Here is a 13,626-nt window from a genome sequence, read left to right on the forward strand (position 1 = left end):
GTCTGTCTTTAAGATTCACAAAGGCAGCCCGGCCATCTTTATCGCAAGACCCGTGGCTTTCCGTCCCTGCCTCGCGGCAGGTTTGGCTTTGCATGGTATTTTTGTCTCATTATCTGTGCCTATCGGCAGTCAACACCGCCAAAAGACACGTTTTCTTACGTATTCTTAAAACTCGGTCGCCAGCGTAAAATGCAGCCGGGGATCTCCGCTCATGATTTTCTGCTGACTAATGAACGGGATGCCCACATCCAGCAGACCGCTAAACAATTTGCCTATATTGAAATGCAAGCCCATTCCCGCGCTGGCCAGAGTGTATCCGCTGGCATTGCCCGGCAAAGCCTTCTTGATCCATCCCCGCCCTGCATCGACAAACACCAGTGCTTGAAATTTATTGAAAAAATCCCAGTCGTCCGGAACGATCCGCGGCGAATAAAGCTCCAGCGAGCCCTGAATAGCGTTATCCGCCAGGGCCTGCGTTTCATAATAGCCGCGCACGCTCTGCGCGCCGCCCAGCGAGAACTGCTCATTGCTGATCAACGGCGAGTCCGCAATCTGCCCGGAAAAGCGGCTGGCGAACTCCATGCCATAAGGCAGGTCATGACGAAAATTAAGATTGCCGCTTAAATAGGCGTAATTGGATTTGGCCAGGTAGCGCTTGCTTTCAAATTCTTTCTGATCGTTGCCGACGCCGCGCACCGAAAAATGCGCGCCCACATCGAACGCGGCGATCGATTTCTCGCCCCGCACCGTGCCGCTATATTGCGCGACGAATGGCGCATAGGTAATCGGCGTCGATAAGGTGTCGGAACCGACCAAGTTCAAATTTTCCTGGAAATCCTTGTAGTCCATGCCGAGCGTCAGGCTATGAAAATAATTGTCCAGGTTCATCAGCGGCTTCACGAGCCGGACGCCATAAATACTGCCCTGACCGATCACATTCAAGGCACCGGCACTGGCGATTTGGGCATTCGAAGAAGAACCGACGCCATAAAAGACCAGCCGGGTATCGGAGTCAAACAACGGCATCGCATAGGTGCCGGCCCAGACATCGACTTCTTCGTTATTCTCCGGCGAAACCTGATACATCAGCGACGCGCTGTGGAATTTCTGCCACAGGTTGTCATAGCGGAGCGAAGACACCAGACGCGTACGGGTGGTTGCGGAGGTATTGCGTCCGTTCAACTCGACGCGCCCATGCAGGGGCATTTCATCCTTCACCTTTAAATCCACTTCCAGCGTACCCGGCGTGTCGCCGGCGCGTAAAATCGGCGTGATTTTGCGGTCTTCGCTTTGTTTTGCGAGGGCGGCCAACTGCTTTTGCATTTCCGGCAAATTGGGGGTCTTGCCTTCCGCAAGTTCCGGTACGCCGGCCTTGATCGCTCCCAGTGAGAAATAGCGCGACTCGTTCACGCGCAGCCGCGACACCTTGCCCTCGACAACCTGTAAATACACCACGCCGTTTTTGACATCCTGCTCCGGAATATCGACCGAGACGGTTTGATAGCCCTTGGCTTTGTAGAGATTCTCCAGCGCCTCGCGCGCCTTATCCACACTTTCGATGTTTTTCTTGGGTCCTAAAAAGGGATAAACGGTGCGCGACAATTCATTTTTGTTCAGCAAGGTATTCCCCTTGACACGAAGCTCCAGCAAATCGAAAAGGGCCGGTTGCTGGGGTGCATTCTGCTGTTGCTGCACGGCTTCAGTCTCCGCTGGGGCTGGCTGTTCAACATCCTGAGCCAACACGTCAAAGGCGACTGTAAAAATGCATCCCGCCAGCCACCCTAAGATCCGGGCCGGTTTGCGTCTATTGACCTGCTTCATCTATATCATCCACGTGTACTGACAGGTTTTCACCTTGAAAACCGAATCCTGACAAATCTATCAGTTTTATATTAATGTTATGTGACTAAAAAAGCCCAACGCCTAGGCCGTTTGGCTGATGCGCTGACTTGACGCGGTCTCAATCCGTTCCGCACCAACGCGCTTGCTCAAAAATGCAAAAAACCAGCCGTCCGAAAACGGCTGGTTTATCATGAATCGTCCTGATTCAAGTCATCCGTGACCATTCATTTTCTTAATAAAGCTGTACGCCGGCGCCGGCTGGATTGCTCAGGTTATAAACGGCTGGAACGCGGCAGTTATTGACTGCGGCGCCTGTTGTAGCATGGCTGTACGGGTTGACCGGACTGGTGTGATCGAGGATACCATTGACGTTAGGCGCAAAGTTTTTCGGATTGGCCAGGAAGCCGGTGTCGCCGAAGCTTGCCGTCGCTCTCAAGGCGCCCATCACAACCGGGCTGCCGGCAACACGAATAAACTCGTTCACAACGCCGTCTTCGCTTTGATCCCAGACGTGGGTTTTGTTGGTTTGGAAGCTCAACTCGGCCCAATCGTGGTAGAGGCCTAAAGCTACGTTGTCCATCGTCGGCGCGGCGCCGTCGATTTTAATGAAGCGCCAAGCATGAGCCAGATCGACGTTTTGATCCGTACCTTGAATACCGATCGCCCAGCGAAAGCCATAGGTATTGTTGAACGCGGTGCCGACTGTGTTGCTGCCGCTATCCAGTTCATCGAGACACTCGGTGACGTTGCCTGAAGAGGCCAGCGCATGCACTTGCGTTTTGGCAATCGCTTCACCAGTAGTACCGGTATCAACTGCCAACGCAGTAGCCGCCGCCGTGCAAGGATAGTTCAGGAAGTTGATGCCGGTGGTCGCCTTGGTGCCTGAACCATTGGTGCGGGTGCAGACGTGCAGGCGAGAGCTAGTAGGCTTGGTCACGTTAGGAGCCGTCGCGGTAGTCATAGCATACAAACCGGTCGTGCCAATTCTCAATTGATCCCAGCTGTTCAGTTTACCGGCCAAGATGCTGCCGACTTGATCGCGGGTCAGGCTGGGCATGCAGGCTTCCGATTCGGCGGTACCATTAAAGCCGGTGGTATAACCCGCATTGGTTGGATTACAGACGCTGGTGGTTGGGAATTGCGCGTTTTGTAACGCATTCCGCAGGCTCAGCGTGACCGGGATGCCGAACACTTGCGCTGCGGCGGTGCTCACGTTCAACAGCCCAACGTCGCTCGCAGTGACAGCCGTGAAGCCAGACGGCGTATTTAAGCCGGTGAACTGGCCTGGATCCACATCGGAAACGCCGAAATCAGACACATGCGACTGGTATTGACCGGCCGTACCGTCGGTAAAGGTACATTTCGCAACACGGAGACCAGGACCTGCTGACGGTACGTCACAGACGCTAGGATCGACGAACAAAAACGAAATCGCCGAACCGGCAGCGCCTTTCGCTTCGGCGACCAGTGGTGCAACTCCTTGTGCTGATCCGCCTGAACTGCGTTTATAAATCAACAGTTCGGTCTTACCAGCAGCCAACCCTGAGAGAGCGGTATTGCTTGGGTTGATCGAGCAATAGTAAGCGTTTTGGTTTTTGTTCGCGACATTGTTGTCTGCGAACTTGTAGATTGGCTTAGTAGAGTCGCACAACTGGTCGGCAGTAGGTAGGCCCGCATTCGTCAATATCTGCTCGATGAAGTCCAACGCCGCGGAAGAGCCTGACAGATAAATATCATAGGTATTGGTAGGCGTTACGGTGACTCTGCCGGTGCCATCCAGCGTGATGTCGGCATGCGCCGCGCCGGCAGACATCACCGCGATCACGGCGGAACGTAAGATAAGGTTTTTCATGGTTTTCTCGCGTTTTGTGTTTAAATTCCCGCGACCTGGCCGCGGTAGGGTTATAGCATTGTCCGCCTCTCGTGATTTCCTTTGCGGGGGACCGGGCGAGAGACAGGTCGAGCCTTAGGCGGCCAGAGCCATTGACGGCCGGCGGTTTGCGCGCAGCATGGTCATCAAACCGGCGCCGAACAGCCATACCGCAGCAGGCAGCGGCACTGCCGCAACAGCCGGAGCAGAGAAAGTCAGGCCGTTGCCAGCCAGTTGCCATTTGCCTGCAAAAGTGGAAGCAATGTTGTGACCATCAGTTTGATCCAAAACACCTAACTGGAAGCCGATCGACTGGCCGTATGAGGCAGTCGGATCCTGAATCCAGCTGTTCCACACAGTCGTAGCCTCACCAAACTGACCAGCTCCAGGGCTTTCTGAATCCAACGCTAACGTGCTCAGATTTTGCGCATTGTTGACAATAACCTTGCTGTTGATATCGATTGCGTGGGCTGAAATGGCGGTTGCCACGTCTGCCCCAAAAAATATGCCTTGGTTTACTTCAGCATTTGGGGTCAATGGGCTATCCAAAGTAATCGCTGCACCAACGTTAGTGTTGCCGACAGCAACCACGTATTTGATGCTGGATAAGCTCGCGCCGGTGATGAAATTGGTCCAGTTGGAGTCGCCCGAAAAATCGAAATTCAAACTGAAAGCCGAGTTGTTTTCGTTTGCCACCAGGTTGTCGTAAGTCACGCCGGTATCGAAGTTAAACGTTTTGCCAGTCGTGATGTCGTATGCAGCCAAATAGGCTTCATTCGAGCCACTTTGATCGTAAGCGATACTCGCGTTTGCAGACCCTGCGCCAGCCAGCATTGCCGCGGCGATCAGTGTTTTATTCAAAGTTTTCATTATTAATCCTCTTGCTTAATAAAATTAAATAACTTAATTGGCATGATGTGACAGCCCGGCTGTATTGCGCTTGTGGGCAACAAGATCCGCGGCTTTCCGTCCCCGCTTCGCAGCGGGTGTGGCTTTTTCACACGCTCGTTTTTTACTGCGATATTCACCGATTGGGGAACCGCCCGTCCTGAACTCGCTGAAGGTCTTTTTCAAACCGTCCCTGCCCCTAAAAGTGCCTTGCCCCCGCTACCATTTTTCATCCCTTATCACTTTCCCATTTTCAGTTTTCCCGCTCCCTAACGCGCTCCTGCAAATTGTTATATCCGAAGACAACAAATCGCTCTCCCCCGAAAGACTTTATTGATTACGTTGCCAGATGGCTTCCTGCATTCCCTGTCTATCCCATCCGCACCAGATGGGCTCGACAGTTGCGCATTATCCATATCTAACGCGAGGCTGGAGTTACAGAACGATGACAATTTCAGGTAATGCATTACGTTGTCAGATATTCTTAAGATACTAACAGCCCGGTTAAGTCATGCTAAACCTATTTCCGGTTGCCGATGGGATGGTCGGACAAATTTCGAGCGCCGTATTTGATTGTAGGAGCGACTTTAGCCGCGATTGAGGGACAGCGGAAAAAAGGAGAAGGGGGCCTGCGCGATTTTCCCGCCTAGAACAGCATTAACCTATTGTCGAGGTGTAGTTGAATAGGCTCAGCCCTTGTCGGAGATTTCAAAGCATTCCTCGAAATCTTTCTGCAAGCCGTATTTCTCGATAAAATAATTTTCGAGCCAGATGTTAGTATCAAGCTGCTTGTAGGCCTGAGCTTCTTCGATTTGCAACAAACGCCCGCGCATTTGCTGTTGCGGCAGCAGGAGCAATTCAATGTCGGCCATGGCAACGAATTTGTCCGGATGCACATTGCCGTTGTTGATGGTCTTGAACAACTGTTGTTTTTTCAAGCCCAGGCTGTGAATCAATTCCGCTCGATACTTGATAAACAACGGCAGCAAATCGCTGCCGCTACACTCCTCGTCATCCAACTTGCTGAAGTTACTGATGAAATTATTGACGGCCAAACGGTAAATCTCCGACTCCCGTACAAAAAGGCGGGCGGCAACCGTTCTGATCGCATTGCGGTCATGGTGGTGCAAGCGTACGGAAATGTTCTGTTTTTTTTCGATTTCTATGATTTCTTCTTCTGACGACATAAAACAGATACAGGTCAAAACTTTTGCAATGAAATTTATGGACAAGGCATTCCAATGCCTCTAAACACCGCTTAGAAGTACATGAATTTGCGTGATGCCGACATTATTCGACAATAAGATGACTTTTTTATGACAAAGCCGAATCCGGGCTGCCAAAGTATGAAAATTGACCTGATAGAACTGTTTTTGCCGTAATCGAATTAATCACCGCCAACATGACCAAAAATGCTGAGGGTACTGATTTTTTTTCAGGTACACTTCCTCAGAAGATTACGAATTTGAGCTGAAAAGACGGGGTCCGAACCTTAAATTAGCTCACGTGCCGCCTCGGACGGTGCTTTTTCAACAGCCTGTTAATGCTTTTATTTCATCAGTATCAACAATTTTAAATAACATGCCCATCAAATATCGCCGTACCTCAATCGGATTATTGACCGGTTTTTCACTGCTAGTCGTTGGATGTGCCAGTACTCATCAGGCATCCCCAAACAACAGTTCAGATCAGATAGTCACTGAATCCAGACTCAAGAAGATCAAAACCATCGTGGTGATTTACGCCGAAAACCGTAGCTTCGATAATCTTTACGGCTTGTTTCCGGGCGCCAATGGCATCGCCAATGCCTTGGCCCAGCCTGATACGTACTTACAACGCGACCGCGACGGCAAAACCCTATTGCCTAGCTTGCCAACGGTCTGGAACAGTCGTGATCCAAACTGGACCTTTGTCGGCAGTTTGCCCAATAAACCGTTTCAGATTGATGCACAGCCCGGAGGTTCGCCCTCAATGCGTGGGATTCAGGCTGCCTCGCCAGATCTGACGCACCGTTTTTATAACCATCAATTACAAATTCACGCCGGCCGTAATGACCAATTTGCAGCCTTTTCCAATGCCGGCGGATTGACGATGGGGTATTACGATGGCTCCAACATGGCAATGTGGCGATTAGCTCAGCAGTACACTCTGGCCGATAATTTTTTTATGGCTGCATATGGCGGATCGTTTTTGAATCATTTCTGGCTGGTCTGCGCCTGCACGCCTTCGATGGACAAGGCGCCTGATGGCCGTGTTTCGATACTGGACCCGCATACCGGGCAATTAGCTGTCAAACCCGGTAGTGCGATGCAGGCGGCACCAGACTATGCGGGAGACTTTAATTTCACGCCTGCTGATCCGATGACTCACCGCAGCTATGCCGTCGATCTGACGCAACCGCCATTCCAGCCCAGCGGTACGCCACCCGCAAAAAACGGAAATGCCCTATTGGCCGATATGAATGCAAAAGGCGCTGCAGCGCCACTTGCGCCACAGTCCGAAAAAACCATTGGCGATACCTTGTCGGAAAAACATATCGACTGGACTTGGTATGCCGGAGCATGGCGCTTGGCACTGATCGATGGAACGCAAAGCCCGGAAAAGCCGCGCCAGGTCATATTTAACAAAGCGAAGGGCGCTGCCAATTTTCAGGCCCATCACCAGCCTTTTAACTACTTTAGCCGCTTTGCCCCCAGCACCGAGACGGGGCGGGAGCAACGCGCCCAGCATTTAAAGGACTACACGGATCTGCAAACAGATATAGCCAACGGCACGTTACCGGCAGTCGTTTTCTATAAACCTCAAGGTAGCTTGAATCAGCATCCGGGTTATACCGACGTCATGTCGGGTGATACCCATATTGCTGACGTGGTTAAGCAACTACAAGCCAGTCCACAGTGGCCGAATATGTTCATCATTGTCACCTATGACGAAAATGGCGGCTTTTGGGATCATGTCCCGCCACCCCAAGCGGATCGCTGGGGGCCCGGCACGCGTATTCCGGCTATTTTTATTTCGCCGTTTGTGAAAAAGCATCACATCGACAATACGCTTTACGACACCACTTCGATCATCAAATTTATTACGCGGCGGTTTAATCTGGAACCATTGTCAGGCGTACGGAAAAACATGGGAGATCTGACGAACATGCTTGAATAACCTCTATCCCTGGATGACGCTGAGACAAATTTAAAGAGGAGCGATTGCGTAGCCCAGGAAACCATTAGGGGCTGTTGCCGTTTCACATCGGTAGCCAGATGAAAGCACAGGCCAAGGCGATGACGCTTTCAAAATTGCGCTTCAATTTGTCATATCGTGTGGCGACGGCTCTGAAATGCTTTAGCCGCGCAAACAGATTTTCAACGAGGTGGCGATATTTGTAGAGACACCAATCCATTTCATCATTCCCGATGGTTGAACTCTGTTTTCTTGGAATGACCGGCACAGCCCCTTGATCGCGAATTTGCATCCGTAAAGGCTCACTGTCATAGCCTTTGTCAGCGACCATGTACTCAACCGGGGGAAGTTTGGCCACCAACTCCGGGGCTTCTTTGCAGTCATGGACTTCCCCTCCGGTGACCGAGAAATGGATGGGAAGGCCGCCCGCATCAACAACCCTGTGAATTTTAGTCGTATTGCCCGCAACCGATTTCCCGATCGCCGTTTCCTGTTCATGAGCTGCGCCGCTGCTATGCTGGTGGGCTTTCACGATACTGCCATCCATGAATGCCCATTCCAAATCCGGCTCCACAACCAGTGCCTGAAAGAGCCTCATTAATTTTTCTTGAAGCGACCAGGCATTGAATCGCTTATAGACCGCATTCCATTTTCCAAAGGCTGCCGGCAAGTCTCTCCAAGGACAGCCGACTCGCATACGATAAAAAATGCCTTCAACTGTTTGCCGAAGCGTGGGTTTGTCATAAATCCTCAAGCTCAGCAGGACGGTTTTAAATTTGTTCCAATGTTCATCCGTAAACAGTTGTCGCGGCATAGATGGCTTTTTCTTTGTGACTGAAGATTGTAAAAATGGCAACAGCCCCTAATGGTTCCTACCTGGCTAGGTACCGAACAAGCGCTGGAGGGAGCAAGCGACGAAATGTTGAAAAATTTGAAGGACATGCATCGTCACTGGCCTTTCTTCCGCACTCATATCGATCTAGTGGAAATGGTCTTAGCCAAGACCGACAGTGACATGGTTGAATATTATGAAAAGTGCTGGTCGATAGCCGGCTTCACCCTTTAGGAAAACAATTAAGACAACAGTTATCCAATTTAAAAGACAGCGTCAATCTGATTAAAAGGCAATCGCATTTGCTGGACAATGAGCCATTGATTAGGGATGCAATCAATTTAAGAAATCCCTACCTCGATCCTTTACATTATCTGCAGGCGGAAATGCTTAGACGGTTACGCTTCAATACAGAACATCAGGATACGGTACAGCAAGCTTTGCAGGTCACTATTGCTGGAATTGCAGCCGGCATGCGTAATACCGGATAATGACTTCCTTCTCTTCCATGGGTTTCCTAAGACTCATGGCGTATCTCCTGTAATAACGACAACCTGGAAATTTTCACCTTGCCACACTTTGCGGTCAAGCCAGTAGAAGGTAAAGTCGATGTGTTCGCCTGCCACAAACTCTTTGGTCGGCAGCCGTGCAACGTAACCTAACCCCCAATCTTCAGTGATGACATCCGCCGGGTTTTGCCAGTCATTCTTACCCCAGTGTACCTGTGAAGCTTCGGACAACAGCACACGCAGTTCCTGACCGGCAACCAGTTGCTTCACACGCTGGCGTGGTTGCCACAAAGCGTAATCAAGCTGCAAATGACGTCCGCCGTAGCGGGCCCAGGTGAGTGCAGGCCTATCGACTGGCGCGCCTGCTGCTATACTTAACGCTAGTTTGATGAATTCGGCGTGCGCCCATACCAGCGGCATTGCCGAGCCACTGGGTTGGCCTGGATACAGGCCACGCTCAGGGATGGCCACGCTATCCCACACCTGTTCTGGCAACAGCCCGCCTTTACCAGTCATTCGCGCCATAGCCTGTAAATAAGGTCGTGCATCCTCCCCCGCCAGTAAGGCCAGATGTCCACGTTCACCAGATAAAAGCGGCCATCCTCGACCCTGCCCCCAGCCATCAAAAGGCGCTCCGTCCGGATGCTCGCCATAACCGTCGCCGTTATAGCGATGCCACACCGGACCGTTAGGCGTATTGGCCTTGAGCAGCAGGTCAATAGCCTGAACGCTACTTACCATGGCAGGGTCATCAGCGGCACGCAGCCCAAAGCGGGCAAGCTGCAAGCAACCGATAGCGAGCTGTTCATCGGCGGCAACCCCTGGGTAATTCCCGCGGTTTTTGATCAGTAGATGTTCAAACTTGGCTCCTTCATGAATCAATATGTCTTTCGGCGAGCTGCGCATGTAATAGCCTGGTACTCCAAGTTGCTGAGCCAAATTAGTATTGGCTGCCCAGGTATACTCTTCCAGGCGCGTGTTCCAGGTATCGGCCAGCATCAGCGCACAGTCTAATTCGAGCCCTGCGAGAAATCGACTGCCTTCGACCAGAGCAGCAATGGCTACCGCGACGGTAAAAGTATTGATGCCCGGGGTTTCCTCCCAGCGATCCTGGGCAGTCATAGGCCCTTCATGCGCTATGAAGCCAAGAGCCCGGCGCACCATATCGCCCACTCGTACTTCACCCAGTGCATTTCGCTCCGCCAAGGCGCTGGCAAGCAGCACCGGGAAAGCCGTTTCATCAAGCTGTATACCTTGCCAGAAAGGCTTGCCGCCCAGCCACTGGTTTTGCAGCCAATGGCCATTGGCCTGCTGGGTAGCGATGAGGTAAATCAAACACCGCTGAGCATCCGCTATATCGTCAAGTGCCACCAATGCACCTGCCGTCTCGACTAAGTCGCGCGCCCATACCAAGTGATAGCCACCCCGGCTGTTGCTGGCTTCGCCCCAAGGCACCGACAGGCTTGCGACAAAAGCACCCGGGAAAGTACGATCTTCGTGAACTTTTATGACTGTTGCCGAACGCCGTAATAGTATGAGGGACTTAGAATCCAGCAAAGCCTCCAACTCAGGTGGCCAGTGCAGCGTCTCCAGCCACTGCTGCCAGCCTTGGCAATACCTTGCCCAGAGCGTCTCAAAACCTGACGACAGCGATTGCAGGGCCAATGTGGCGGCGGCTTCGCGGCTGCTGGAAAGCCCCAGGGCCAACGTACCGGTGCAGGACAATTGCGCAGTGAATGCTACTTCGCCAGGGCCGGCCTGGGCATAGTGCCATGCCATGCCGTTATTGAGTTTAAAATCTTGCCAGCCGTCGCTCCTACCCACTAATCCTACTGAAGATTGTAACAGCGCTGGCCGGCCTTCGCGATCGACAGCCGTCAGGGCCATCCCGAACGGCCCCTGTTCAGCCCACAACATGAGGTGACCTGCCCACACATCCCTCCATGCCTGATTGCTAGTCGCATCTTCGCCAATACGGGGTGCCGCCAGTAGATAGAGTTGCAGCTCTGCATCCCCTTTCAACATAAAATCGACCAGCAGCACATCACGTTCCGGATCAATGCATATCTTAAGTGTTAGCATAAAACGGGCATGGTGATGGGTGATGGTGATTGCCGGAATGGCATCGTCCTGCCAGGTCACCGTATAATCGCCCAGCCGACGTAGTTCAATCCAGAAATCTGTGCCGTTGGCGATGATGAAACCTAGGTCTTTTAACTGAGGAATGTCCAGGCGCGGGTAATACACCTCGGTAATAATACCCTGCGCCATGGTAAACCATACGCGTGAGGTACCTAATGCCGTGCCAACCGCGTCTTTGGCAGCAGGTGCCCAAGTTGGGTAAATACTGGAAGGGGCGGGAGCTACCCCTTTAGGATACGACTTTTCTGACATTTAAGTATTCCTTCTTGATTAGCGAGGTTGGGATGCGCTATGAACCTCATCACTTTTCGATGGATACCACCTGTTCGCTCTGATTCAGCAACCTAGAATTATTGTTTTATGACTGATTTTTTGCCAGGTTCAGTCCTTTTTGTTTAACCAGATTGATCAGACTACCCGCCAGCACCATTTCCACCTGGTAGGGCGTCAACGTGTGTTCGGTCTCATAGGTCTCGTCTTTAGTTATATTATTTACCTGGACTCTGTTGCCCATGCGAATGGCATTGCGCGCATTAGGAATGGACAGCAAGTCGCCTTGAGTGATCTTGCTCCAATCTTCAGGATTGGTAAATATCAGAGGGAGAATACCGAAGTTGCTAAGATTTTGTAAATGTATTCTGGCAAAACTTTTTGCGATTACCATCTTAACTCCCAAATAACGGGGACCTAAGGCTGCGTGCTCGCGGCTCGAACCCTGTCCGTAATTGGTGCCGCCCACAACGAATGATCCCTGTTGCTGATGGCCCATGGCTCTTTCATAGTACGTCTCGTCGATCTGGCTGAAAACAAACCGGCTGATTGCTGGGATATTACTGCGAAAAGGCAGCACCTTGGCACCGGCCGGCATAATTTCGTCCGTGGAAATATCATCCCCCACTTTCAATAGCACTAGCCCTTGGAGTGTTTCGGGCAGAGGTTGTAACTGTGGCAGAGGTTTGATATTGGGACCTTTCTCCAGGTCATACAGTTCGCTTTCCTGTGTAGGAGGGATCAGCATCTCGGTATTGAGGAGAACGGTCTCGGGTTCCATGAAACGGGGGTACTCCATGCCTAGCGTGCGTGGATCGGTAATTACGCCGGTCAAGGCCGAGGCGGTAGCGGTTTCAGGGCTGCACAAATAAACCTGATCTTCTCTGGTGCCCGAGCGGCCCGGAAAATTTCTGGGAACGGTGCGCAGGCTAATGCGACCCGTAGCCGGAGCCTGTCCCATGCCGATACAGCCGCCGCATCCCGCCTGATGGAGGCGGGCGCCCGCATGGATGAGCTTTCCGAGTATGCCCATTGACATCATGTTTTCCAATATCTGTCGGGACGTGGGGTTGACGTCGAATGAAACGCGGTCGTGTACCTGTTTGCCGTCCACGACCATGGCCGCGATGGCAAAGTCCCGCAGCCCCGGATTAGCGGACGATCCGATATAGGACTGGTATATTTCCCTGCCCGCCACCTCGCGCACCGGTACCACCTTACCCGGACTGCTGGGCGTCGCAATCAAAGGCTCCAGTTCTGAGAGGTTGATTTCCTCGTATTCGTCGTATTCCGCATCCTCATCCGCGAGAATTTCCTGAAAGGCGTCCTCACGCCCCTGACTTTTCAGAAACGCCATAACCGCATGGTCCGCCGGAAACACCGTCGTGGTGGCTCCCAGTTCGGCTCCCATGTTGGCGATCACATGCCGGTCCATAGCGGTCAGGGTTTTCAATCCGGGACCGTAATACTCGACGATCTTGCCAAGCCCGCCGTCCACATCGTACCTGCGCAGCATTTCCAAAATCACGTCCTTGGCGCTCACCCAGTCGGGAAGCTTCCCTACCAATTTGACACCCAATATTTTCGGCATGTTGACGCGAAAAGGTTCCCCCGCCATAGCCATCGCCACCTCTAGGCCACCCGCGCCGATTGCCAGCATCCCCAATGAACCAGCCGCACAGGTGTGGCTGTCCGAGCCTAACAAGGTTTTTCCCGGCATGCCGAAGCGTTCCATATGTACGGGATGACTCACGCCGTTACCGGGCCGGCTATACCAAAGGCCAAATTTCTTGCAAGCACTACGCAAAAACAGATGGTCGTCGGCATTTTTGAAGTCTTCCTGCAGGAGATTGTGGTCCACATACTGGGCGGAAAGCTCGGTTCGTACGCGCGGAATGCCAAGTGCTTCAAATTCCAGCATGACCAGAGTGCCTGTTGCGTCCTGGGTGAGCGTTTGATCAATTTTCAAACCAATCTCTTCACCCGGTATCATACGACCTTCGATCAAGTGGCTTTCGATCAGCTTCAGCGTTACGTTTTTACCCATGACTTTGTACTCCCACCTAGAGACGTTCAAAATTAATTTTCTAAAAAGT

8 protein-coding genes, 1 pseudogene and 2 riboswitches are annotated in these 13,626 nt (G+C 52.1%); of the genes and pseudogenes, 2 read left to right on the plus strand and 7 right to left on the minus strand.

What is annotated here, in order from left to right; genetic code table 11:
* Nucleotides 1-19 precede the first annotated feature (19 nt).
* Nucleotides 20-97, minus strand: a riboswitch (cyclic di-GMP riboswitch).
* 68 nt (nucleotides 98-165) lie between these two features.
* The 4 genes from ACEPPP_RS09150 to ACEPPP_RS09165 all read right to left on the minus strand — a co-directional run bounded on the left by ACEPPP_RS09150 (nucleotide 166) and on the right by ACEPPP_RS09165 (nucleotide 5,787).
* Nucleotides 166-1,821 carry a ShlB/FhaC/HecB family hemolysin secretion/activation protein gene (locus tag ACEPPP_RS09150; protein ID WP_374090777.1) on the minus strand — a complete coding sequence of 552 codons (1,656 nt, stop codon included), beginning with the start codon at nucleotides 1,819-1,821 and terminating at the stop codon, nucleotides 166-168.
* A 253-nt stretch (nucleotides 1,822-2,074) separates the two neighbouring features.
* Nucleotides 2,075-3,694, minus strand: coding sequence for a hypothetical protein (locus tag ACEPPP_RS09155; RefSeq protein ID WP_374090778.1), 1,620 nt, complete (start codon nucleotides 3,692-3,694; stop codon nucleotides 2,075-2,077).
* A gap of 114 nt (nucleotides 3,695-3,808) precedes the next feature.
* A complete protein-coding gene (locus ACEPPP_RS09160; protein ID WP_374090779.1) occupies nucleotides 3,809-4,582 on the minus strand; it encodes a hypothetical protein in 774 nt (257 codons plus the stop codon).
* Nucleotides 4,583-4,628: 46 nt separating this feature from the next.
* A riboswitch (cyclic di-GMP riboswitch) is annotated at nucleotides 4,629-4,715 on the minus strand.
* 574 nt (nucleotides 4,716-5,289) lie between these two features.
* Nucleotides 5,290-5,787, minus strand: coding sequence for a hypothetical protein (locus tag ACEPPP_RS09165; RefSeq protein WP_374090780.1), 498 nt, complete (start codon nucleotides 5,785-5,787; stop codon nucleotides 5,290-5,292).
* A gap of 334 nt (nucleotides 5,788-6,121) precedes the next feature.
* On the opposite strand from ACEPPP_RS09165, the gene acpA reads away from it, so the two are divergent.
* Nucleotides 6,122-7,759 carry an acid phosphatase gene (gene acpA / locus ACEPPP_RS09170; RefSeq protein WP_374090782.1) on the plus strand — a complete coding sequence of 546 codons (1,638 nt, stop codon included), beginning with the start codon at nucleotides 6,122-6,124 and terminating at the stop codon, nucleotides 7,757-7,759.
* 82 nt (nucleotides 7,760-7,841) lie between these two features.
* Here acpA and ACEPPP_RS09175 read toward each other — a convergent pair whose 3' ends face one another.
* Nucleotides 7,842-8,591, minus strand: coding sequence for an IS5 family transposase (locus ACEPPP_RS09175; protein WP_374090783.1), 750 nt, complete (start codon nucleotides 8,589-8,591; stop codon nucleotides 7,842-7,844).
* Nucleotides 8,592-8,642: 51 nt separating this feature from the next.
* Here ACEPPP_RS09175 and ACEPPP_RS09180 point away from each other — a divergent pair.
* Nucleotides 8,643-9,100 (plus strand): annotated as a pseudogene (locus ACEPPP_RS09180) (phosphoenolpyruvate carboxylase).
* Nucleotides 9,101-9,133: 33 nt separating this feature from the next.
* Here ACEPPP_RS09180 and ACEPPP_RS09185 read toward each other — a convergent pair.
* On the minus strand, nucleotides 9,134-11,512 hold the full coding sequence (locus ACEPPP_RS09185) for a glycoside hydrolase family 15 protein (protein ID WP_374090784.1): 2,379 nt from the start codon (nucleotides 11,510-11,512) through the stop codon (nucleotides 9,134-9,136).
* Nucleotides 11,513-11,618: 106 nt separating this feature from the next.
* Entirely contained in the window at nucleotides 11,619-13,577 is a 1,959-nt protein-coding gene (locus tag ACEPPP_RS09190; protein ID WP_374090785.1) for an aconitate hydratase, read from the minus strand.
* Nucleotides 13,578-13,626 lie beyond the last annotated feature (49 nt).

Source organism: Methylomicrobium lacus, from assembly GCF_041897535.1.
In the GTDB taxonomy this organism is placed as follows: domain Bacteria; phylum Pseudomonadota; class Gammaproteobacteria; order Methylococcales; family Methylomonadaceae; genus Methylomicrobium; species Methylomicrobium lacus_A.

Bases quoted from the DNA above. Each gene is read 5' to 3' on its own strand.
- ACEPPP_RS09155 (WP_374090778.1), bottom strand. From the start codon at position 3,694: ATGAAAAACCTTATCTTACGTTCCGCCGTGATCGCGGTGATGTCTGCC.
- ACEPPP_RS09150 (WP_374090777.1), bottom strand. From the start codon at position 1,821: ATGAAGCAGGTCAATAGACGCAAACCGGCCCGGATCTTAGGGTGGCTG.
- ACEPPP_RS09160 (WP_374090779.1), bottom strand. From the start codon at position 4,582: ATGAAAACTTTGAATAAAACACTGATCGCCGCGGCAATGCTGGCTGGC.
- ACEPPP_RS09190 (WP_374090785.1), bottom strand. From the start codon at position 13,577: ATGGGTAAAAACGTAACGCTGAAGCTGATCGAAAGCCACTTGATCGAA.
- ACEPPP_RS09175 (WP_374090783.1), bottom strand. From the start codon at position 8,591: ATGCCGCGACAACTGTTTACGGATGAACATTGGAACAAATTTAAAACC.
- ACEPPP_RS09165 (WP_374090780.1), bottom strand. From the start codon at position 5,787: ATGTCGTCAGAAGAAGAAATCATAGAAATCGAAAAAAAACAGAACATT.
- ACEPPP_RS09185 (WP_374090784.1), bottom strand. From the start codon at position 11,512: ATGTCAGAAAAGTCGTATCCTAAAGGGGTAGCTCCCGCCCCTTCCAGT.